Source organism: Cupriavidus sp. 05T313, assembly GCF_056396665.1.
In genome coordinates, this window is record NZ_JBFTLX010000126.1 from 1 (window position 1) to 22890 (window position 22890).

At 63.4% G+C, this 22890-nt stretch carries 18 protein-coding genes; 6 read left to right on the forward strand and 12 right to left on the reverse strand.

The window, feature by feature from the left end:
• Window positions 1–24: 24 nt before the first annotated feature.
• Complete coding sequence (locus AC1DKD_RS24435) at window positions 25–1311, forward strand: hypothetical protein (protein WP_441630350.1); 1287 nt, start codon at window positions 25–27, stop codon at window positions 1309–1311.
• Window positions 1312–1705: 394 nt separating this feature from the next.
• Here AC1DKD_RS24435 and AC1DKD_RS24440 read toward each other — a convergent pair whose 3' ends face one another.
• From AC1DKD_RS24440 to AC1DKD_RS24455, 4 genes are all read right to left on the reverse strand, one after another.
• Window positions 1706–2350 (reverse strand): FMN-dependent NADH-azoreductase, encoded by a 645-nt coding sequence (locus tag AC1DKD_RS24440; RefSeq protein WP_441630348.1) that lies wholly within the window; start codon window positions 2348–2350, stop codon window positions 1706–1708.
• 92 nt (window positions 2351–2442) lie between these two features.
• Complete coding sequence (locus AC1DKD_RS24445) at window positions 2443–3603, reverse strand: porin (protein WP_441630346.1); 1161 nt, start codon at window positions 3601–3603, stop codon at window positions 2443–2445.
• A gap of 48 nt (window positions 3604–3651) precedes the next feature.
• Complete coding sequence (locus tag AC1DKD_RS24450) at window positions 3652–3966, reverse strand: VOC family protein (RefSeq protein WP_477143803.1); 315 nt, start codon at window positions 3964–3966, stop codon at window positions 3652–3654.
• Window positions 3967–4040: 74 nt separating this feature from the next.
• A complete protein-coding gene (locus AC1DKD_RS24455; protein ID WP_477143804.1) occupies window positions 4041–4982 on the reverse strand; it encodes a Bug family tripartite tricarboxylate transporter substrate binding protein in 942 nt (313 codons plus the stop codon).
• On the opposite strand from AC1DKD_RS24455, the gene AC1DKD_RS24460 reads away from it, so the two are divergent.
• The 3 genes from AC1DKD_RS24460 to AC1DKD_RS24470 all read left to right on the forward strand — a co-directional run bounded on the left by AC1DKD_RS24460 (window position 4972) and on the right by AC1DKD_RS24470 (window position 8704).
• On the forward strand, window positions 4972–5280 hold the full coding sequence (locus tag AC1DKD_RS24460) for a LysR substrate-binding domain-containing protein (protein ID WP_477143805.1): 309 nt from the start codon (window positions 4972–4974) through the stop codon (window positions 5278–5280). The two genes, AC1DKD_RS24455 and AC1DKD_RS24460, sit on opposite strands and share 11 nt — an antisense overlap.
• A gap of 422 nt (window positions 5281–5702) precedes the next feature.
• Window positions 5703–7343: a long-chain-fatty-acid--CoA ligase gene (locus AC1DKD_RS24465; RefSeq protein WP_441630338.1), complete on the forward strand. Its 1641-nt coding sequence runs from the start codon at window positions 5703–5705 to the stop codon at window positions 7341–7343.
• Between the two features lie 92 nt (window positions 7344–7435).
• Window positions 7436–8704 (forward strand): ABC transporter substrate-binding protein, encoded by a 1269-nt coding sequence (locus AC1DKD_RS24470; RefSeq protein ID WP_441630336.1) that lies wholly within the window; start codon window positions 7436–7438, stop codon window positions 8702–8704.
• A gap of 40 nt (window positions 8705–8744) precedes the next feature.
• Here AC1DKD_RS24470 and AC1DKD_RS24475 read toward each other — a convergent pair whose 3' ends face one another.
• A complete protein-coding gene (locus AC1DKD_RS24475; RefSeq protein ID WP_477143806.1) occupies window positions 8745–11441 on the reverse strand; it encodes a winged helix-turn-helix domain-containing protein in 2697 nt (898 codons plus the stop codon).
• Between the two features lie 254 nt (window positions 11442–11695).
• Here AC1DKD_RS24475 and AC1DKD_RS24480 point away from each other — a divergent pair, with 254 nt between their 5' ends.
• Window positions 11696–12853: an acyl-CoA dehydrogenase family protein gene (locus tag AC1DKD_RS24480; protein WP_441630332.1), complete on the forward strand. Its 1158-nt coding sequence runs from the start codon at window positions 11696–11698 to the stop codon at window positions 12851–12853.
• A gap of 71 nt (window positions 12854–12924) precedes the next feature.
• Here the strand turns inward: AC1DKD_RS24480 and AC1DKD_RS24485 are convergent, their stop codons facing one another.
• From AC1DKD_RS24485 to AC1DKD_RS24495, 3 genes are read right to left on the reverse strand one after another with little or no spacing between them, the layout of a single operon-like run.
• The gene (locus AC1DKD_RS24485; RefSeq protein ID WP_441630331.1) at window positions 12925–14085 is read right to left on the reverse strand and encodes an acyl-CoA dehydrogenase family protein; all 1161 of its coding nucleotides are present in this window, start codon (window positions 14083–14085) and stop codon (window positions 12925–12927) included.
• Complete coding sequence (locus AC1DKD_RS24490) at window positions 14082–16235, reverse strand: 3-hydroxyacyl-CoA dehydrogenase NAD-binding domain-containing protein (protein ID WP_441630329.1); 2154 nt, start codon at window positions 16233–16235, stop codon at window positions 14082–14084. The genes AC1DKD_RS24485 and AC1DKD_RS24490 overlap by 4 nt, the downstream gene beginning before the upstream one ends.
• 51 nt (window positions 16236–16286) lie before the next feature.
• The gene (locus AC1DKD_RS24495; RefSeq protein WP_441630327.1) at window positions 16287–17492 is read right to left on the reverse strand and encodes an acetyl-CoA C-acetyltransferase; all 1206 of its coding nucleotides are present in this window, start codon (window positions 17490–17492) and stop codon (window positions 16287–16289) included.
• Between the two features lie 347 nt (window positions 17493–17839).
• Here AC1DKD_RS24495 and AC1DKD_RS24500 point away from each other — a divergent pair, with 347 nt between their 5' ends.
• Window positions 17840–18829 (forward strand): Bug family tripartite tricarboxylate transporter substrate binding protein, encoded by a 990-nt coding sequence (locus AC1DKD_RS24500; protein ID WP_477143807.1) that lies wholly within the window; start codon window positions 17840–17842, stop codon window positions 18827–18829.
• A 292-nt stretch (window positions 18830–19121) separates the two neighbouring features.
• Here AC1DKD_RS24500 and AC1DKD_RS24505 read toward each other — a convergent pair whose 3' ends face one another.
• From AC1DKD_RS24505 to AC1DKD_RS24520, 4 genes are all read right to left on the reverse strand, one after another.
• Window positions 19122–19619: a MarR family winged helix-turn-helix transcriptional regulator gene (locus tag AC1DKD_RS24505; RefSeq protein WP_035870275.1), complete on the reverse strand. Its 498-nt coding sequence runs from the start codon at window positions 19617–19619 to the stop codon at window positions 19122–19124.
• Between the two features lie 152 nt (window positions 19620–19771).
• Window positions 19772–20776 (reverse strand): Bug family tripartite tricarboxylate transporter substrate binding protein, encoded by a 1005-nt coding sequence (locus AC1DKD_RS24510; protein WP_441630322.1) that lies wholly within the window; start codon window positions 20774–20776, stop codon window positions 19772–19774.
• 29 nt (window positions 20777–20805) lie between these two features.
• A complete protein-coding gene (locus AC1DKD_RS24515) occupies window positions 20806–22005 on the reverse strand; it encodes a Gfo/Idh/MocA family protein (RefSeq protein ID WP_441630320.1) in 1200 nt (399 codons plus the stop codon).
• The coding region (locus tag AC1DKD_RS24520) for a PDR/VanB family oxidoreductase (RefSeq protein WP_477143808.1) at window positions 22002–22890 on the reverse strand (889 nt) is incomplete at its 5' end. The genes AC1DKD_RS24515 and AC1DKD_RS24520, both read right to left, overlap by 4 nt.

The window sequence follows — 22890 nt, forward strand, 5'->3', positions numbered from 1 at the left end:
AATAATATCTTCGGAGATGTATGAATGCGGCTACTTTCGAAAACGTACTGGAATGGAACTTGGGTGAAGTTTCGCGAGCCAGTCGATGCATTTGCGACTTGCGAACAGGTTACGGCCTACGCCAACGATGGCGCACAAAGCCGAGGCCTATATTGGACACCAAAGAAAAATCCGCGTCCTCGCGTCGCCATTGTAGCGGCCCATCCGAGGGTGGATTTTAGCCAACACTACGCATTTCCCGGCTTACTGCGCGCGGGATATGCCTGCCTTGGCGCTAATGTTCGCACGCTGAACAATGACATGACCTGCGTCCACGAACAGATCATCCTGGACATTGCGGCCCAAGTCCGGTGGTTGAAGGAGCACCGCGGGGTGGAGAAGGTCATCTGGCTCGGTAACTCAGGTGGGGGGTCACTTGGCGGATTCTACCAATCGCAAGCCCGGCTGGAGCCATCGAGGCGTCTTGAATTGACGCCTGCGGGTCGGCCGACCGCGCTGCGTACCGCAGTGATGCCGGCCTTCGATGCGATGATCGTCTCGGCAGCGCATACAGGGCAAGGTCTGGTCGTCAACGAGACGATCGACCCCTCCGTCGTGGACGAGCACAATCCGCGGCTGACCGATCCGAGCCTCGACATGTATGACCCGATCAACGGGTTCAAGCCTGCGCCGCAGTGGTCGCGATACAGTTCGGCGTTTATCCAGCGCTACCGTAGGGCGCAGCTCGACAGGGTTGCGCGCATCGACGCGATAGCGCGAGCCTTGATCGCAGAGCAGAGCGATGCGGAGTGCCTGGCTGCCGGGCCGGAGTTCTCGGCTTTGACGCCGCCGCGGCAGCGAGCGATTTTGCAGCGCAGTGTGTTTCAACCGGTGATGACGATCTACCGAACGATGGCGAATCCGAATTACACGGATAACTCGCTCGATCCCGGAAATCGCGGCTACGGCAGCCTGCTCAGCGATCGTCCGGATCTGATGAATCTCCAGTTGCTCGGCTTCGCACGCGTCGTAACACCGGACGCCTGGCTTTCGACGTGGTCCGGCTTGTCAAGCAATGCCAACTTCCTGAAGACCGCACCGACGATCAAGGAACCGGTGATGGTCATCCATGCGGGACGCGATCTGGACTGCTACATGCAGACGCACTCCAGGGCAATCTTCGCCGCGTTCGGAAGCCAGGACAAAACGTTCGAGGACTTCGCGGATCAGTTGCACTACTTCGAGCCGGATGAGGGCGAGCCAGAGAATGCAGGCGCCTTGGCCCAGACCGCGAAGGTCGTGCCATGGGTCGAGTCGAGGATGCCACTGTAGCGCGCTCTGCAATCCGCCCGACACAATAAAAACGAAAAGATCAGGCCGCGGAAGGGATCACTGCTGCGCACCCCTTCGGGTAGGGGCGTCGGGGTGACGCGTGCCTTTTCAGTCGGGCGGGTTCCAACGCGCACTAACAAGAACCGGAGGGGAAGAGAATCGAAATGGGAAAATCACTGTTGGGGCTTGGGCCGCAGGCGACATTTGCGGGGGCGTACATCCCTACCGGCATGGCATCCTGCAACGAGCATTCGCGCTCAATGCTCACGTCGTTTAGCAGCTGCGCGCAAGCGACTCCCGATCAACGCCTTGATCGGATGGCGCGGCAGCCTCGTGCCGGTTGCCGCGATTCATACAAGCCCCAATAGCGGCCTTACTGTCTGCCGCAGGCGGCTTAAGCTGTTTTCAGTGTCCTGATTTCCGCAGCCGCCTTTTCCAGGCCTGCTTTGGCGGCATCGGGCCCAAACGCCAAACCTTCAGCGCGGACCACGGTTACATCGGCGATGCCGATGAAGGCAAGCAATTGTTTCAAATGCGGAACCATGAAGTCCGCCGTTGCGGTGGGTCCTTTGCTGTAGACACTGCCCGTGGCAACCAGCAGGATGGCGCGCTTACCCTTCACCAGACCCTCCGGGCCCGAAGCCGTGTAGCGGAAGGTGCGGCCCGCTTGCAGCACATAATCAAACCACGTTTTCAATTGCACCGGCACACCGAAGTTATACATTCCAGCGGACAGGACAACGGTGTCTGCCGCTTTGAGTTCGTCGATCAGGGTTGTCACCAGGGCTGTCTGTGCCTTCTGCACTGAGTCTAGCGCGTCAGCGGGGGCGAACAACGCATCAAGCAAGGCACCATCGAGGACTGGCAGCGGATTCCCGCCCAGGTCGCGCTCCAGGATTTCATTCCCCGGGATGACACCTAGCTGTTCCTTGAGGCGAGCAGCCAGTTGACCCGAGGCCGAGGCTGCGCCACGAATGCTGCTTTGGATGAATAGAAATTTTGGCATCTGGCTTTCAGTGTGATGGGTGAGGGCGAACATACTTCGAATACGCCTCCGATCCGGGGTGCAGAAACGGATAGCATGCCCCCGATCGAGAGGCGTTCTGTCTGGCGCCGATCGCCGGCGCCCGATCAAAAGATAACGCGTAGGCCCGCAGCCACGGCGACCTGGCTCTTCTGACCGTTGGCAAGGCCGTTCAAGGTGGTGGGGTTGCCGTAGCCGTATGACGCACCGGTTTGCAGCAGGGTGTCATAGTCCACTGGGCCGTTGTGCGCGTAGGCGCCGACCAGGTAGACGGTGGTGCGCTTTGAAAGCGAGTAGGCCCCCATCAGGCTGAACTGGCTGAAATTCGGCAGGCTGGCAGCCTTCGTGTTCGGGGAGAGGGACGCGCCCAGGACTTGATCGTAGTAGTAGCCCGCGATCAGTTTCATGGCGGGCGTCATACTGTAGCTCATGCCGGCCCAATAGACGTTGTCGCGAATCGCCGTGACACCATTGCCGTACCTGGAGTCCCGCCAGCGATATCCGCCCATGAACCGGATGGGGCCGGTTTCATAGCTGGCGGCAATGAATGCCTTGCGGTCCTCCCCGATCGGAGACGTCGCGGTTAGCGCATTGTTAATCTGGTCATAGCCCGTGGCGATGCCAAACGATTCACCGAGGTAGTAGACCCCCGCACCGAAGGCAGCCTGAGCACGAGAATTGCCTGGCACTTCGCCATTGGGGATGGTCGACATCTGGCCGCCCTGAAACGCAAATCCCGTTCCGAAGGAGTAGTGCGCCAACACATGGGTGTTGCCAAAATCTCCGGTATATTTGACCATGTTGTCTTCGCGATAGGCTGCACCCGCGATCGTATTGGCCGGCTCATAGGCAACGCTAGTCTTGAACGGCAGGAAGTTCACCATCGTTTCCATCAAGCTGGTGTATTGCCTGCCCAATGAAACCTTGCCGAAGCCGCTTTTCGTCAGGCCGATTGCCGCTTGGCGATAGAACAACTGCGAAGCGGAGACGAGCTTACCGTCCCCCGGCGTGAAACCGCTCTCGAGCCAGAAGGTTGCCTTCAAGCCATCGCCAAGGTCTTCTTCCCCTCTCAAGCCCCAGCGTGACGCGGAGAGCCCCCCATATTTTTGCAGTCCGACGAGACTACCGGCACTCGTTGCGGTCGATGCCCGGTTCACGTACTCGATCCCGGTATCGAAGACCCCGTACAAGGTGACGCTCGATTGCGCACGCGCCAGAGAAGAACTCAGGCTGCAGAGCACTGCAGCCGCAATAGCTATTTTCCTCAATTTAATGTCTCCCGATTTATTTTTTTGTTTTAATTGCTAAAGCTGGAACTATGCGATAACCATCCTTCGCGTGCTCAGCTGCGAGCGACCGATGCCGGTTCGCAGATCACATCGCGATTCGGGTGCAGCGATCCCTGGATGCGCTTGCGGGGCATCGGGAAACCAGAAGAAGGCGATTGCGTCGCCATTGCCCATATCGAAAAAGAAGTGCTGGCCCCGTCCACCCGGGAGATCAATCGTCTTGATCAAGGGCATCCCGAGCCTGTCCCGATAAAACTCGATCGTCCTGGTCATATCCTTGCAGACCATGGCTACATGGTTCACGCCCCGGATGTCGAACTTGGTATTTACCTTTCTCACCATTGCTGCTTCTCCTCATTGAGTGACTTGTACTTCTTGTGCAGACCCACCGGTAACAGCGGAGTACAGCCGAGCCGCTACTGCGGCTCCACGCCCATGCTGCGCAGCAGGTCGTTGGTCATGGCGAATTCGACTGCGATGTCGCGCGCAAACGGTGCCGGCTCCTTGAGCGTGGGGTGAGCGCCGCCAATGCTGGTGTTGAGGAACTTCTCGTAGTCCGGTGTATGGCACACGTCGTTGAGAGCACTGACCAGGCGCCTCTGCACCTCGACAGGCAGGCCCTTGGGCGCTACCAGGCCAATCCAGGGCGTGGTCTGCAGGAGGGGCGCATCCACACCCTGCTCCTTGTAGGTCGGCACATCGGGCAGCAGGGCGCYGCGAGCGGCTCCCTGGACGGCGAGCGGCTGTGCGTAGCCTTTCTGGACATACTGGGCCACGAGCGCCGGCGGGCCGGCGGTGATGTTGATGTTGTTGCTCACGATGTCCTGGAACGCCGGCGCCGCGCCCTTGTAGGGCACGTGAAGGAAAGACACGTCCGCCGAGCGCTCCAGTATCACCATGATCTGGTGCACGGCGGTGCCGGTACCCCAGGAGCCGAAGGTGATCTTGCCCGGGTTGGCCCTGGCGGCCTGGAACAGCTCCCGCAAGTTCTTGACGCCCAACTGCCGATTGGCAAATAGCACCATCTGCCCTTCCATGACCTGAAACAGCGGCGTCAGATCCTTGCGCACGTCGTAGCCGGGCTTTTTTACAAGGGAGGCAACGCTGATCACAGAGTCCGCGATGGCGACGCCCAGGGTATAGCCATCGGCGGGCGCGCGCGCCACTTCGGCCGTGCCGATCGCGCCATTGGCACCGGCCTTGTTTTCCACGATCACCGGCTGGCCCAGGCGCACCGTCAGCATTTCGGCCACCTTGCGCCCGACGACGTCGGCGGTGCCGCCCGCGGGGAAGGGGTTGATGAGGCGGATGACGCGGTTAGGGTAGTTCTGCTGGGCCCATGTGCGCGTGCCCGCCATCCCACTGGCCAAAAAGGGCAAGGTCGACGCGAGCGAACTCAATCGCTACCTGTGGCTGTTGCCGGCGTGGGCCTCGACCTGGAACAGGCGGTTCCAGGTCGAGCTCCAGGCGTTGGGCCTCGAGCAGCCGCAACGCGCGCTGTTGAGCAATTCGTTTCAAGCCCTGCGCCAGATGCTGCTGGACTACGAGGCACTGGCCATCTTGCCACTCGAGTACGTGGGGGCCGACATTCGGGCTGGCGTGTTGAAGCAGTTGCCGATTCGCCATGTCTTTGGCTTCCATTGCCTTTCGCGATAGCCTCATTGCCTTTGCAAGGCAAACGGGCAAGGCGCCGGCGGCGGACCCGTTGTGAAGCGTCAATAGACAATGTCTTGAGCCAGGCCCGGAGATACGCTCTCTATCCAAAGGCAGATCAGACCCGAGGCAAGCACCCGCTTCCCGTTCAGATCTTCGAACATTAGCCCCCAGCCATTTTCCAGCGTACCCAGGTGCATCGTCATCTGCCGGATAGCGTTCTCTCCAGCCAGTCTGCCGCGTGCCTCGTTCAGAGGAATGATCTGGCAACCGCGGGAAAACCCGGGCAGGGAGGCGCCCGAAGAATCATCCGTTCGAACGAGGCGACGCCCTGGTTCCCCCACAGATAATCGACTCGCAGGCTGTGTCCCTTGGCAGGGCGTCGATACCTGTGCCCAACGACAAGACAAAAAGGAGACTACCGGATGACCACTGCGACGCTTTCCTATTCGATGGAAATGCCCATGCTGCTTTCCACGTTGCTGCATGGTGCGGCACGCCACCACCGCAAGACGGAAATCGTATCGGTGATCGACGGCAGCACACATCGCCAGAGCTACGGCGAATGCGAATTGCGCGCACGCAAGGTCGCGCAGATGCTGCTTGCCCAGGGCGCGCAGCCGGGCGACCGCATCGCCACGCTGGCGTGGAACGATCATCGCCATCTGGAGCTGTACTTCGGCATCAGTGGCATGGGCGCGATTTGCCACACGATCAACCCGCGGCTGTTCGCCGAGCAGGTAGTGCACATCGTCAACCATGCGCAAGATCGCTTCGTGGTGTTCTCGCCCGACTTCCTGCCGCTGCTCTCGTCAATTGCGCCGCAGTGTCCTGGCGTGGAGCAGTGGATCATGCTGGGCGAGCCGGGCGACGGGCTCGAGCTGAACGGCATGGCCGTGGCCAGCTTCGAGGCCTTGCTGGCGCACCACGAGGGGATCTGCGGCTGGCCCGAGCTGGATGAGCGCAGTGCCGCGTTCCTTTGCTACACGTCCGGTACGACCGGCCTGCCGAAGGGCGTGGCATACGGGCACCGCGCCACGGTCCTGCACGCTTATGCGTGCGCGCTGCCCGATGCGCACAACCTGTCGGCACGGGACGTGGTGATGCCAGTGGTGCCAATGTTCCATGCCAACGCCTGGGAAGCGCCTTTCTCGGCGACACTCACCGGCGCAAAGCTCGTACTGCCGGGTGGCCGGCTCGACGGTGAATCGCTGTATCGCCTGATCGAGCAAGAGGGCGTGACGTTCTCGATTGGCGTGCCGACGGTGTGGTTCTCACTGCTGCGCCACATGCAGCAGCATGGCTTGCGTTTCCGCACATTGCGCCGGCTGCTGCTGGGCGGTGCGGCCACGCCGCCGGCCATGATCGAAGGCTTCGCCGAGCTGGGCGTCGAGCTCTACCAGGGCTGGGGCATGACGGAAACTGCCGCGCTGACAACCTGCGCCCGCCCGCTGCACCACCAGGCGGGGCTGTCGGACGCCGAATTGCGCAAGACGATTTACCGCAGCGCCGGCCGTGCCGCGGCCGGCGCCGACATGCGCGTAGTCGATCCTGAAAACCGGGAAATCGCCTGGGGAAGCGGCATCGCCGGCTCCTTGCAGGTGCGGGCACCGTGGGCCATTACCCGCTACTACGGGGCTGCCGATTCTGCGTTGCAGGACGGCTGGCTGCCCACCGGCGACATCGCCGAGATCGACGAAGACGGCTTCATGCGCCTCACGGACCGAAGCAAGGATGTCATCAAATCCGGCGGCGAGTGGATTTCCTCTGTGGAGATCGAGAACATTGCTGCCAGCATCCCCGGTGTGCACCTGGCAGCGTGCATCGCGGCCGCGCATCCGAAATGGGGCGAACGCCCGCTGCTGGTCGTGCAGCGCAAGCCTGGCAGCAGTGTGTCCGAGCAGGAAGTGCTGGCCGAACTGGAAGGCAAGATCGTCAAATGGTCGCTTCCGGATGCGGTCGTATTCATTGACGAGATGCCGCTGACAGCAACGGGCAAGCTCTTCAAGTTGCAATTGCGCGAACGCTATGGCAAACACCTGGCGGACAGGATGCAGGCAGCCTGAGCGCAATCTCCACGCGAAGCGAAACCCAAAGGCGGCAGCAGAACCGTCAACACAAATGACAGGCCAAAGCGCCATTCCAAGGAGACTATCGCATGAAATCGCAGCAATCCCGGGCAGGATCCCGCCCCCAGCTTTCACTGTCTGTCCTGTTGGCGCTGATGCTGGCTGGCGCGGCGCCCGGCCTGGCATCCGCCGCCGCGCAGCCCGCTGGCCTGTCGGATGGCGAAGTCCGCATCGGCGTGCTGACCGATCTGTCGGGCATCTACGCGGATGCAAGTGGGCGAGGCTCGGTGCTGGCCGCACAGATGGCGATCGACGACTTTACGGCGCAGGCCAGGCCCGCCTTCAACGTCAAGCTGCTTTCCGGCGACATGCAACTCAAGCCGGATGTCGGGGCCAATATCGCGCGCACATGGTTCGACCGCGAGGGTGTCGACATGATAGTGGACTTGCCTTCCTCAGCCGTGACACTGGCTGTGATGAACCTCGCAGCCGAGAAGAATCGCGTGGTCATCCCCACCGGGCCCGCCTCGCTGCGCATCACCAATGAGGACTGCATGCCCACTACGCTCCACTGGGCTTACGACGAGTACTCCCAAGGCCAGGGCACCGCGCGCGCCATTACCGATGCCGGTCACAAGACCTGGTATTTCATCGAGGCCGACTACGCCGGCGGCAAGGCACTGCGCAACGGGTTCGAGGAAGCGCTGAAGGCTGCCGGCGGCAAGGTCGTGGGTAGCGCGAAGCACCCGCTCGGCGCAGCCGACTTCTCGTCGCAGATCGTGCAGGCCCAGGCCTCCAAGGCGGAGGTCATCGGCATGGCCAATGCGGCCGGCGACTCGGCGAACCTTGTCAAGCAGGCCGCGCAATTTGGTGTCACACCCAAGCAGATCATGGCCGCGTCGCTGATCCATATCACCGACATCCACGGGCTGGGCCTGAAATCGACCAAGGGCATGTACCTGACCGACGGCTTCTACTGGGATCGCAATGAGGAGACGCGCGCGTGGTCGCGCCGCTTCTTCGAAAAGCAGAAGAAAATGCCAACCATGGTTCAGGTCGGTACCTACTCGGCAGTGCTCCACTACCTGAAGGGTGTCAATGCCGCGGGGACCGACGAGGCGAAGGCAACCGTGGCAGCCATGAAGGCGATGCCGGTCAACGATGTGTTCGCCAAGAACGGCCGCATCCGCGAAGACGGCCGCATGGTCCACGACATGTACCTGTTCGAGGTCAAGAAGCCGGAGGACGCCAAGTACGCGTGGGACTACTACGCGCTGCGCGCGACCATCCCGGCCGACAAGGCCTTCCGCCCGCTATCGCAGTCCAGCTGCAAGTACGTCAAGCCGCAGAAGACCTGATCCGCGAGCGTGCCGGCGTTGTTGCACAGCGCCGGCGTCGTCAGGCGATCAGCCCCAGCTTGCGCGCGACAGCCACGGCGTGCGTGCGCGACGAAGCGCCGAGCTTGGCATTGATGCTGCGCAGGTGCGTCTTGACGGTCGTTTCCGAGACAAAAAGCCGGACCGCCATTTCCTTGTTCGCCATCCCGTCGGCCAGCAGGTGGAGCACCTTCAGTTCCTTCTTGGTCAGGCCCTGGCCATCCTGCACCGGATGGGCGTTCGCCATGGCTGGCACTGCGCCCTTCGGCGCGGCGCCGCTGCGCTCGGCAAACATGCCGGCGAGTTGCGCCACCAGAGCGCGGGCCGCCGGCGACAGCTGCGGGCCGCCGCGCGTCCCGCCTGCGCCCACCGCGCCTATCATGCGAGCCACCGGCTCGCCCTCGTCGATGAACGTACTGACGAAGCCTTCGCTGGCGCCGAATTCCAGTGCCGGCGCCAGCTCCTGCAGCGCAAGCGCACTGTCGCCCGCGGCCTGCAATGCCGTTGCCAGCAGGATGCGCAGCTTCAGTGCCCGGCGCCCTCGCTGTGCTGCCTGGGCCAGCGCCAGCGCCTCGCGCAGCGCTTGCGCGGCGCCGGCGGGGTTGCCAAACGCGATCTCCAGCCTGCAATGCGCCAGTTCCACGGTCTCGACGTCGTTGGCATGCGGCACGAACTCCGGGCCGAACGACCAGGCGCGCAGCGCCCGCGCCGCCGCCAGTTCCAGTTCCGCGCCATCGCGGTCGCCGCGCTGCACGGCGATGCGAGAACGCTCCAGCCGCGCGTTGGCGACCATGCGCAACAGCCCGGTCCGGTAGCCCATCTGCTCGCAGTCGTGGAGCCATAACATCGCGTCCTCCTCGCGGCCGTCAGCTAGCGCACCCCGGCATAACAGCACAAAGGTGACAATGAGCGGATCGATATAGGCCGCCTCGCGGATCAGCGGCAGGTAGGCGCTCAGCAAACGCTGCGCCTGATCGCTGCGTCCCGATTCATAGAGGGCTTCGGCCAGGAAGGCCCCGGCGATCTCCTGCCCGTCCACGCGCTGTTCGCCCCGGCTCGCGTCGGGTTCGTGCGCGCCGCGGTAGCGTGTCAGCGCCTGCCGCAACCGGCCCTGGACCAGGTCGATCGATCCGTCCAGGCAATGCGCCACGCGCATGTTCGCCCCGCCGCCGATGCCGGCGTGGACCTGCCGGCTGCTGTCCAGCATCCGGCGCGCCTGTTCGAAGTGACCCAGGTAGATATGACAGGACGCCAATGAATTGAGTTGCACGCCATAGGGAAACACGTGGCTTGGGGAGAGCTTGCGCAAGCAGTCCTGCCATGCGGCGTAGGCCTGGTCGAGCTTGTCGCCCAGCGCCAGGATAAAGGCATGCAGCGCAAGCATGTGCGCGGCAATCTCGGCATCGCGCTCGCCTGCGTCGTGCATGTCTTCGAGCATGCGCAATGCCTTGTCGCCGCGATGCAGGAACGTCAGCGCCCAGGCCTGCACCAGCCTGAGCCGTGGACGGTTCGACAGGCTGCCGGGCGGCAGGCATTCAAACCAGCGCGCCAGCAGGCGGACCCGTCCCTGCCAAAGCAGCGGGTCGGCGTGCTGCTGCAGCAAGTCCAGTGCGGTGCAGAAGTCTTCCGCCTTGAGCGCGTGCTCGATGGCGGGCACAGGCCGGCCCTGTCCGACAAACCATTCGCTCGCCAGGCGGTGCAGCCTGGCGATCTCCACGCCGCCGTGCAGTTGCGCCAACCGTGCCTTGAGAAAGTCGGAGAACAGGCTGTGATAGCGGTACCACTGGCCGGCCGCATCGAGGCTGGTAAGGAACAGATTCTCGTGCGCGAGCCGTTCCAGCATCGCGGTGCCGTCGCCGCGCCCGGTCACCGCATTGCAGAGTTCGGCGCTGAACGGACCCAGCAGCGATGTCTTCAACAGGAAATCCTGCACTTCGGGCGACTGGCGTGAGAGCACGTCTTCGGCCAGGTAGTCCGCCACGGCTGCATCGGAGCCGGAGAATGTACCGATGAACGCCGAAACATCCTCGCAGCGCTGCATGGCCAGCACCGCCAGCCAGATCGCCACGACCCAGCCCTCCGTGCGCAGGTGCAGCTTGCGCAGGTCTTCCTTGGAAACGCTTTGCCCGATGCGCTCGCGCAGGTAGGCGCCTGTCTCTTCGAGGGTGAAGCGCAATGCGTCGGTCGTGATCTCGAGCAGCCGGCCGTGGGCCCGCAGCCTGCCGAGCCCCAGTTCCGGTGTGCCGCGCGAGCCGACCACGAACTTGCCGTGTGCCGGCATCTGTCCGATCAGCTGGCGCAGGAATTCCAGCGCGGCCGGGTTGTGCAGCGCCTCGAAGTCATCGAGGAATATGGCGAATGGCACCGGGAAGCGCGTCAACCGGTCGACCAGCGTATCCGTCGGCAAACCGTCTTGCCCGGCCGCGATCACGTCTTCGTTCCCCTCGCACAGGGCATCCACTGCCACGTTTAGGGATGCCAGGAAGATGGAGAAGTCGTTATCCGCGGCTCCCAACTGGCACCACGCCGTAYGCATGCCGGCGGCCACACACGCCGCATGGATATCGAGCATGGTGTTCGTCTTGCCAAAGCCGGCCGGCGCCTGCACCGAAACGAGCCGCACATCGCTGGCCTGTATGACGGGCGCCGCCAGGCGGTCCCGGGCCAGGTGCGTGCGCAGTCGCTGGGGAACAAGGAACTTGGCGGGCGGGGTACGCATGGCAATCCGGGTGGACTTCGCTACTGGTTGGGATAAGCGTGGATTCTATCCGCTCATGGCGCTATCCTGTGCCGGTCATGGCGTGCTCTGCCGGTATCGACGCCACAATGCGGGAAAATCGTCCCTTTGGATGAAGTATCGCCCGTGCGCAGGCGCTAACCTTGGCGGCACCCCGGCTTGGCCCGGCCCAAGCGTGTACCCGCCTGCCGGCCGCACACCGGCAGGCGTCACCACAGCACCAGAGCGAGACGAATATGGACTTCAGTTTGAATGCCGCGCAGCAGGCCTTGCAGGCACGCACCCGCGAGTTCATCGCGGAACACATCATGCCGATGGAGCGCGATCCCAGGCAGACCGCGCACGGACCCACCGAAGCGCTCCGCGCGGAGCTGGTTGCAAAAGCCCGCGCCGCCGGCCTGTTGACGCCGCACGCCTCGAAGGAGGCAGGCGGCCTTGGCCTGAGCCATGCCGACAAGGCGATTGTGTTCGAAGAAGCGGGGTATTCGCCTCTTGGTCCGGTCGCGCTGAACATCCACGCCCCCGACGAAGGCAATATCCACCTGATGGAAATCGTGGCGACGCCGGCGCAGAAGAAGCGCTGGCTGCAACCCCTGATCGACGGACACACACGCTCCTGCTTTTGCATGACGGAACCGTCGCCAGGTGCCGGAGCGGACCCGTCCATGCTCCAGACCGTCGCGGTCCAGGATGGCGACGACTACCTCATCACCGGCCGCAAGTGGTTCATTACCGGTGCCACGGGCGCCACCTTCGCCATCATCATGGCGCGCATGGAAGACGGCACGGCAACGATGTTCCTTGCCGACATGGACCAGCCGGGCGTGGAAATCGAGCGCCAGATGGATGCCCTCGACACTTGCTTCACCGGCGGGCATGCCGTCGTGCGGTTCGACAAGCTGCGCGTGCCGGCCACCGATGTCCTCGGCAAGGTGGGGGAAGGCTTTCGCTATGCGCAGTTGCGTCTCGCCCCCGCCCGCCTTACCCACTGCATGCGCTGGCTTGGAGCGGCACGGCGCGCCCATGACGTGGCGGCTGACTATGCCCGGCAGCGCCGCGCGTTCGGCCGTAGCCTGGTCGAGCACGAAGGCGTGGGCTTCATGCTTGCCGACAACGAGATGGAACTGCACATTGCCCGGCTGACCATCTGGCATTGCGCCTGGGTCCTGGACCAGGGCGAGAAAGGCCGGCACGAGTCAAGCCAGGCCAAGGTGATCTGTTCCGAAGCCCTGTGGCGCATCGTGGATCGCTCTGTCCAGGTGCTGGGTGGCAGCGGCGTAACCGACGAGACCGTCGTCGCCCGCATTTTCCGGGACATGCGCGCATTCCGCATCTACGACGGCCCTTCGGAAGTCCATCGCTGGAGCATGGCGAACCGCATCGCGCGGGGATAGGAATACGGGCGTTTCCGTTGGCCGGAAACGCCCGTATTCTTCTGTCGGCCTGTACGGGGAAGACCCGTGCGCTAGGCCATGCGCTCCGACAACCCCAGCGAGCGGCCGACAATCTCCAGCATGATCTCCGAGCTTCCCGCATAGATCCGCGACACTCGCGCATCGCGGTACATACGGCTGATCCGGTATTCGTCCATATAGCCGGCTCCGCCGTGGAACTGCAGGCAATCGTCGATCAGGCGATTCTCCAGTTCTGAAGTCAACAGCTTGGCCGAGGCGGCTGTCGGCGCATCCAGCCGCCCGGCGTTGTGCTCAATGACCAGTGTGTCGATCCAGGACTGCATCGCGTCGAGTTCCGCATGCTTGCGCGCCAGTGCGAACCGTGTGTTCTGGAAAGCGCCCAGCGGACGGCCGAACGCACGTCGCGCCTTCACGTAGTCCAGCGTCAGGTCCAGCGCCACCTGCGCGTGCGCGACCGACTGGCAGGCACTGAGCAACCGTTCTTCCGCCAGTCCTTCCGCCAGGTAGCCGAGCCCCTTCGCGGGGTCACCCAGCAGGTTGGCATCCGGTACGAATACGTTGTCGAAGAACAGTTCTGCCGTGTCCTGCGCGTCAAGGCCAAGCTTGTCCAGCTTGCGCCCCCGTTCGAAGCCGGGCATGCCGCGTTCCACCAGGAAGAGCCCGAAGGCGCGTGGCTGGGCCGGATCGGTGCGGGCCACCACGATGACCGCATCGGCATTCAGCCCGTTCGAGATATACGTCTTCGTGCCCTGCAGCAGCCAGCCGCCGTCGGTTTTCCGCGCGCGCGCCTGGATGCCCGCCAGGTCCGAGCCTGTTCCGGGCTCGGTCATGGCAATGGCAAGAATGCGCTTGCCGCTTGCCGCATCGGGCAGCAGCCGCGCCTTCTGTTCATCATTGCCCAGGCGTGCGATGTATGGCGCTACCAGCCGTGAATGCAGCGTAAAGAACACGCCGATGTCGCCATGCCGGATCATCTCTTCGTACAGGATCTGTTCGTAGCGGAAGTCCGCCATGCCGGCGCCCCCATACTGCTCGGCGGCCCACATCAGCAACAGGCCCTGCTCGCCGGCCTTCTCGAAGACGGTACGATCACAACACCCGCCCTTGCGCCAGGCATCGACATGCGGCGCCACCTCCTTGCGGATGAACCGTGCCACCGCGTCGCGGAACTGGTCGTGCTCGGGCTCGAAGATTCTACGTTTCGTGCTCATGCCGCCTCCTTGCTGTAGAACGGCTCGCCGCGCCGTGCGCGTTCGCGAAGGGCCTGCGTAGGCCGGAACCGGGAGCCGTAAGCGTCGGCAAGCGCATCGCAGGCAAGCACGAAGGCGCGTACGCCAAGGGTGTCGACCAGCGACAGGGGCCCGCCAGTCCATGCCGGGAAACCGAGTCCAAGGATGGCGCCAATGTCCGCGTCTTCCGGCGCCGAGATCACGCCTTCTTCCATGCAACGGACCGATTCCAATGCCTGGACATGCAGGAGACGCCGTTTCACTGCTTCCAGTCCGGGTTGCTGTCGCGCCGCCGGGTACTCTTGCGCCAGTCCCGGCCACAGGCGCTTCTTGCCGCCCTCCGGGTAGTCGTAAAATCCGCCGCCGCGCTTGCGGCCCAGCCTGTCAATGGCATTCATGCGGGCGATGACCGGCTGTGCGTGGATGCGGCGCAGCGGCTCGGGCACACCGTCCGCCTCGGCCTGCCTGACCACGCGCTGCTGCAGGTCCAGCGACACTTCGTCCAGTACGGCCAACGGGCTCACCGCCATGCCGGCCATGCGGGCGGCGTTCTCGATCAGCGCCGGCTTGACACCCTCGGCAAGCATCGCCATTGCCTCGTCGACGTATGCGCAGAAGATGCGGCTGGTGTAGAAGCCCGGACTGTCATTGACCACGATGGGCGTCTTCCTCAGCCGGGCAGCCAGGTCCATCGCGTGCGCCAGGGTTTCGCGCGATGTCCGCTCGCCCAGGATGATCTCCAGCAAAGGCATGCGGTCCACCGGGGAGAAGAAATGCATGCCGATGAAGCGCTCCGGCCTGCCGGTGCCCGTGGCCAGGCTGGTGATGGGCAAGGTGGACGTATTCGAAGCAAAGATCGCCGTGGGCGACAGCACGGCCAGCGCACGGGCGATCACATCGGCTTTGACAGCGCGATCTTCGAACACGGCTTCGATCACGAAGTCGCAACCGTCGAGGTCGGCGTACTGCGCCGTCGCATGAATCAGCTTGCCCGCGTGCTGCGCGGGTTCGCTTTGCGTCGTTGACACCGCCGCGCGGGTTGCCATCTCCATGGCGCGGAGCCGGCCAGCGGCCGCTTGCTCGCGTGTGGCATCGAGCAGTACCACTTCGATGCCGGCCCGCGCAGCGGCGAACGCGATGCCTGCCCCCATCATGCCTGCGCCGAGAATCCCGAGCCGTTGCGCCGCCCCCCGGGGAATGCCCTGCGGACGGTGCGCAAGCCGCTCGTAGCGCTTGCGGTTGACGAACTGCGTGCGGACAAGGTTGCGTGCGACAGGGTCCGCGGCGAGCTGCGCGAAGTACTGAGCTTCGATCGCCATGCCGCGGTCGAAGGGAAGCTGCGTGCCCTCATAGACGGCCGAAAGAATCGCCAGCGGCGCCGGATAGTTGCCGTGCGTGCGGCTGCGGACTTGCGCGATGCCGGTATGGAAGCTGCGCAACGCATGCTCGGCCAGCGCGCCGGCGCCCCCTGGCAGGCGGTAGCCGTCCCGGTCCCAGGGCTGGCGCGCGCCGCGATTGGCCAGCAGCCAGCGCTTGGCGCGCATCACCAGCTCCGCGCACGGTGCGATCTCATCCACGACGCCGAGCGCCAGCGCGCGCTCGGGGGCGAGGGGGGTGCCATCCAGCAGCAGCGGCAACGCGGCTTCAATCCCGAGCAGGCGTGGCAGGCGCTGGGTTCCGCCACCGGCCGGCAACAGGCCGACCCCGACTTCTGGCAGCCCGACGCGCGTATCGGGCGCATCCGACAGCACGCGGTAGTGGCAGGCCAGGCAAAGCTCCAGCCCGCCGCCGAGCGCCGTGCCGTTGATGGCGGCAGCGAACGGCTTGCCGCCGGTCTCCAAGCGGCGCATGAAAAGGTTCTCGGCGACGAAACCGGGCAGCGCGCTTCGCCCCTGCGTCAGCGCTGCCTCCAGACGGCCAAGCACCGCGTTGAGGTCTGCGCCGGCGAGGAAACCGTCCTTGCCGGAAGTGATGATGGCGCCGACGATCGCGTCGTTGGCCAGCACGTGCTCGACTGCCTCGCTCATCCCAGCCGTCAAGGCCGGCGTATAGACGTTGACGGGCCGATCGGCGCAGTCGATTGTGATCAGTGCAATCCCGTCTTGATCGACGGAAACGGAAATGGGCTTCATCAGTACGTTTCCTGATTGGGGGTGCGGTATGGCTTGAACATAGTCCGCAGGTTAAACACGCTCGATCAGCGTCGCGGTGGCCTGGCCGGCAGCAGCGCACAAGGTAACCAGCCCACGGTGCAAGTCGCGACGCTCCAGTTCGTCGAGCAGCGTGCCCAGCAGCATGGCACCGGTCGCACCCAGCGGATGGCCCAGCGCAATCGCACCGCCATTGACGTTGACCTTCGCGTGGTCGATATCGAAGGCCCGCATGAATACCAGCGGTACGACGGAGAACGCCTCATTGACTTCGAAGAGATCGATGTCGGCAATGCGCAAGCCGCTGCGCGCCAGCAGCTTCTTCGTGACAGGGACCGGCCCCCCCAGGTTCATGTTGGGATCGCTGCCAAGCGAGGCAAAGTGGCGGATGCGGGCGCGCGGCCTCAGACCGGCGCGTTCGCCGAACGCCTTGCTGCCGACCAGCACCACGGCGGCGCCATCGACAATGGCGCTGGCGTTGCCGCTTGTGTGGATATGCTCGATCTGCTCCAGTTCCGGATAGCGCTGCAGGGCGATCGCGTCGAAGCCCTGCTTTCCGGCGCCGGCAAACGCAGGCGCCAGCTTCTTGAGGCCTTCCATGCTGGTCTCGGGCCGGACGGCTTCATCCCGCGCCAGGACGACGTCGCCGGTCACGTTGCGCACCGGAATCAGCGATCGGTCAAAATGACCTTGCTGGCTTGCATGCGCCGCGCGCTTCTGGCTCTCCAACGCATACGCGTCCACGTCGTGACGCGTCAGGTCCTCCAGAGTGGCAATCAGGTCGGCCGCCACGCCATTCGGCATGTAAGGAAACTGCCGCGTAATGGACGGATCGGTATAGATTGCACCGCCATCCGAGCCGATGGGCACGCGCGACATCGATTCGACGCCTCCGCCGAGGGCCGCTTCGATCTGGCCGGCCATGATCGCCGCCGCGGCCTGGTTGACGGTATCGAGGCCGGATACACAGAAGCGGTTGAGCTGGTAGCCCGGCACGCTCTCGCCGTAGCCCGCTGCCAGCAACGCGATGCGCGTCAGGTCGGAACCTTGTTCGCCCAGGGGCATGACAATGCCCAGGCCTGCTTCCTCGATGAGTGTCGGATCCAGCTCATGGCGCTCGCGCAGCGCACGCAGCGTCTGCGCGGCGAGCGAGACAGGCGTGATGTCGCGCAAGGCTCCGGTGTCGCGGCCCCTGCCGCGCGGCGTTCGGACGGCGTCATAAAGAAAGGCTTCGTTCATTTCGATTCCTGGTCTGCATGGGTTCGGACCGGGCGGCAAGCGCGCGCGGCCTCCGCGGTACCACATATTTTGCGAAAGGATTATGTTGTGCCGCCCGGGCGACTCGCCTCGTTCAAAGGGATGAATATTCGGTGGGCGTCGGTCTGCTTGGCCTTCGAGACAGCGTCGGCGGACATCTCCCAGCCTCCACACGAGGTACTTCAGCAGCCTGAACTGGGGCGTGACTAGGGTAAGTCCGCATTCGGATATTGTTAGGGCCATAAGCATAATTGTTTCGGGAGGCACAGGTGCTCACGGTGCGATGCCTCGCGACGAGGAGACCCGCATCACAATCAGGGGGAGAAAGAATGAAAGATCTTGTCAGCAAGAAGCGCCGTCTTATCTTGAGCGGGCTGAGCATTGCAGCGCTGGCATCGATGCAGAAGCCGGAAATGGCTCAACGCGGGGCGTGGCCGGATCACCCAATCAAGCTCGTGGTGCCAGTCGCCCCTGGCGGAGTTGCAGACGCTATCGCGCGCCGATTTGCAAAGAACGTGGCGGAACAGCTTGGGCAGCAGATCGTCGTGGAGAATCGCCCCGGCGCCAGCACGATCATCGGAACCCTTGCCGTTGCGAAGGCCCCACCGGACGGCTATACGATTCTCCTCGCACAGACCGCTCATATCCAGAATCCAATTCATTTCAAGAAGGTCGCCTATGATCCGCTGAAGGATTTCACGCCTCTGGGCAGGATCGGACTAAGCGCAACGGTTGTTGTGGTTCGTCCCGATTTGGGCATAAAGAATGTCGATGAATTCGTTAAAGCCGCTCGAGGTAAGCGCTGGAGCTATGGCGCAGGGTCAACCGGACCGCAGGTGATTTTGGAGATTTTCAATAAGGAGAATGATCTGGGAATGACCGGGGTATTGTACAAAGGGGAGTCTCCTGCCCTTACCGATCTGCTTGGTGGCCAGATTGAGATGGGATTGTTTTCCGTGTTTGCTGCCAAGAGCTACCTGCTCTCCGGCAAGCTCACGCCCATTGCCGTTATCGGCGAAAAGCGGGTGGCCTCACTGCCAAATGTGCCGACGTTTGCCGAGCAAGGGCACAACGAGATGAGCTATGGGGGAGGCTGGTATGCCTTTTTGGCCCCGGCGAACGTACCGCCGGAAATTGCAGGCCGTCTGAGCCGGGCTATCAAGGCATTCCTCGACAACCCGGTCGAGAGAAAGTACCTGGAGGATATGGACGTTATTGTAAATTGGACTAATGGTAATGCGTTCGCGCCACAAATGAGGCAGGACATGGAGGCTTGGCGCGGGATGGTAAATCGCTCCAAGGTTGTTATAGATCAGTAATTTTCCGGAGGAGGATGAGGATATCTGCCATCGCACCGTGGACGTCAATGTCCGAAGCCTGTGGTTTTGCGTGAAGGGCCAGATCGCCCAGATGTCGACGGGGGAGGGCGGGGGACGATTAGGCGCCGCACCTTCAGAAGGCGGCGAGAGATATCCGCTAGGGCGATACAGCACGCCGGAGGAAATTGCTTCGGGCATCCCCTGGCTGAGTTCGGCAGACGCTGCCTCGGTGATTGGCAGCATCATGGCAATTGATGCGGGTTACACGGCGGCAAAATCCGGGCAGCCGGAGCTACTCCGCCTGGGCATCGGCACCGAGATTGTTGATCATCAGGAGCAGCGCACGGCGAGTCGTCTCCACTTCCTTGGCTGGAATGCCATTCAGTGCCAATGCGTTGACTTCTTCGGCAAGCGGAACAAGCAGCTTCTTCAACTTCCTGCCCAGAGGCGTCAGGAACACGTAGATATTCTTGCGGTTGTCGGGCCGCTGCTCGAGACTGACGTAGCCCAGTTTTTCCATGGCTTTGAGGGCGACTACCGTGGTGGGTTCCATCACGCCTGCCTCTATGCTGAGCTCGCGCTTCGTCAGGCCGTCGCGCTCCCATAGGATGCGCAGGAAGGTCCAGTGCCCCAACTGCACATCGTGGCGGGCAAGCCTCGTCTGCAGCGCTCGCAAGAATCCCCGCGTTGCGTCCTTGACGAGATGTGCCATCCGATCGTTGGGGACTGCTTCGTGCCAGTGCCGCAGCATGCGACTGGCAATTTCGGTATCTCTGGTGTTGCTCGGCATGGAAAGGTCCGGAAGCTCTTCAAGAGGAATTTGTTTATGAGCCTAATATTAACACCATGCCGGGAATGGGCTGCGCCGACACGGATCGGCAGGTGGAGATCGCGCGAGCGGAACCGGCGATGTGATTGCCGGATATCCGCTGCAGGATCATGCTACTCCGCGACTACCTGGGCCATCTTGATGGCTTCGGCATAGCGCGCTGTCTCGTCGCCGAGTGCCTTGGCGTAGTCCGCGCTCGACCCGCCCACCGGCTCTATGCCAGCGACGTGCAACTGCGCGATGACTTCGGGCATCTTGACGGCATTCGCGATGGCGTCTGCCATCTGCTTCACCACGGCATCGGGCGTTCCCGCCGCCGCGAGCACGCCAACGGTCACGGCGTAGTCGTACCCGGGCACCACTTCCGAGATCGCCGGAATCTGCGGTGCGAGCTTGGAGCGCTGCAGTGAGTTGGTGCCAAGGATCTTCACCTGGCCAGACTTCACGAAGCCCGATAGCGAGGGCAAGGCGGCGAACACCACTTGCACCTGGTCCCCGATCAGCGCCGGGACGGATTGGCCGGAGCCGCGGAAGGGAATGTGCCTGATATCGATCTTGAGTGAGGCCTTCAGCGCTTCCATCGATAGTTGATGCGTGCTCCCTATGCCGGACGAGCCGTAGTTGAGCTGGCCAGGCTTCGACTTTGCAAGCGCAATGAATGATTGAAGCGAGTTTGCCGGCACACGGGCATTGACGGCTAGAAACAGCGGAGATCTCGCCGCCAATGAGACCGGCACGAAATCGCGCTTGGGCTCATAGGACAGATCCTTGTAGATCGCAGGATTGATTGTCATCATCGACCCGTCGGTGACCAGAAAGGTATAGCCGTCGGCGGGACTCGTCTTGAGCGCCTGCGCAGCTACCACGCCATTGGCGCCGGGACGATTCTCGACCACGAACGGCTTGCCCAGCCGTTGTGTCAATTGCTGCGACAGGATACGGGCAACGGTGTCGGGCAGACCGCCCGGCGCATAGGGAACGATCAGCCGGATCGCCTTGGTAGGCCAGGAATCGGCGCCTGCCAGCGCCGCCGTTGGGGCGAATGCGGCGGCCGTCAGGCATAGGCATAGGCATCGGCACAGCTTGCGCCGTGCGAGATGGTTGGGGGGGCGTCTCATGGTGTCTCCTCTCTTTATATAGTGCGCCGCTATGTCGGGTAAGTCTGATGCGGCAACTCGATGTCCCGGGCCTCACGCGCCGAAGACAGCATCGCGAGGCAGACTTCGAGCGTGGCCTTTGCCCAGGGTCCGCCGTGGATTGGGCGCCGTCCGTGAACGACGGCGTCAATCAGTTCGTCGATGACCTCGAAACGCGGCACCGACGGTGCCGGCAGCGGGATGTGTTCCCGTTCCCTATCGCCATAGACCCAGATGCCGTCTGGCATGGGGCGGATGTCGGCATGCTCGCAGCTGACGATGACCGGCCCGAAGTGCTGGTGAGCGAGCGGGGGAGACGCGCCGGCGGGCGATGTCCAGGATGGCCCGCCGTAGGTGGCGTCCGCCTTGAGTCGTGTTTCCGCCTCGGCCGAGCCGATGCCGGCCAGCCTGCGCCGCGCCTTGCCGTAGTCCTCTTCGTGGGCCGGGAAACCCATTTCGGTGAATCCGCCGTTCCACGGGTCCGAGTCGAAGCGGCCATAGCCGCTATAGGTCAGGGAGGCATAACTCCCGTTCTCGAACCAGAGCATGGCGGAATAGGCGCCTTCGGTCGGTCTGGATGGATCCCATTGGCCAAGCGTCGCCCGGACCCGACTGGCCGGGGAACCGGCGAGCAGGCGGACCACGTCGACCTGATGCGCCGCCTGGCTGAAGACAACTCCGCCGCCAGCCTCGGTCTGAAGTTCCTCCGGGCGCCGCGGCCGGTAGAGAAAGTCCGTGTAGTTCAGGGCGTGGATCATCCGCACCGCGCCGAAGCGGCCCGAGTCGAGCAGGTGACGCGTGTGCAGGTAGGGCGAGTCAAAGCTGTGGCAATGCCCGACGATCATTTGCACGTTGGCCCGAGCGCACGCCTCGATCATCTGGTCGCACTCCGCCATCGACAATGCCATCGGCTTTTCGACCAGCAGGTGCTTGCCATTCGCCGCGGCAAGGCATGCGTGGGCGGCATGAAACTGATGTGGACTGGCTACGTAGACTGCATCGATGGCAGGCGAGCATGCCATCTCGGACAGGTCCTCGTACACCGGGGCGCCGAAATCGCGCGCAAACTGCCGGCGCGCGGTGTCACGCGGGTCGCAGGCGGCGGCGAGGACCACACGCTCGTCCGCGAGGAAGGTGGGCAGCATGAGCGAGAATGCCCGGCCGAGTCCGACGACGCCCAGGCGCACCTTTCCGTCAGGTTTTCGTTTCATAGCTCGATCACGAGTTCGGCGCTTCTCGCACGCGAGACGCAGATCATCACCTGGCCTTCCAGTTCCTCCGGCATCAGGACCATGTCACGGTGGTCCGCCTCGCCCGCCACCAGCGTGGTGCGGCAAGTACCGCAGGTTCCGCTCTCGCAGGAAGAAGGGACCTCGCAGCCATGCTGACGCAGGACATTCAGGATACTCATGCCCACCGGAACCTCGAAGCGCTGTCCGGTACTGTTCAGCACAACATCGAACGGCTTGTCGTCCACGCGCACCTCGCCTCCCTCGTTGAAGCTCTCAAAGTGGATCTTCGTGGCGGGCCAGTGACCCGACATGTCACGCACGGCGTTCATCAGCCCGCGCGGCCCGCAGCAGTAGACGTGCGTGTCGCACGGCTGCTCCAGCACCGGCCACAGGTCGAATGCCTTGTCGGGATCCCCGAAGTCATGATGGATCGTTACCTTGCCCCGGAGTTCGGGTGCCTGCAACGCATCCAGGAACGCGGTGGTCTCCGGTGAGCGCGTGAAATAGTAGAGCTTCCACTTGGCCGTCGACAGTTCCCCAAAGCTGCGGATCATCGACAGGATGGGCGTGATGCCGATGCCACCGGCGATGAAGATGAACGCCCTGGCATTGCCGACGAGAGGGAATGCATTCTCCGGCACGCCAACGGGAAGCAGGTCGCCTTCCCTGGCGTCGTCGCAAAGGCTCACGGAGCCGCCCTGGCCGTCGGCGTCACGCTTCACGGTGATGATGTAACGGTGACGTTCCGCGGGGTCGTTGCACAGCGAGTACTTCCTCGGCAGGCCGTTGGGCGTCTGCACCTTGATATGCGAGCCTGGCGTGAAAGGAGGCAGGTCGGTGCCATCGGGCTGCACGAGCTCGAAG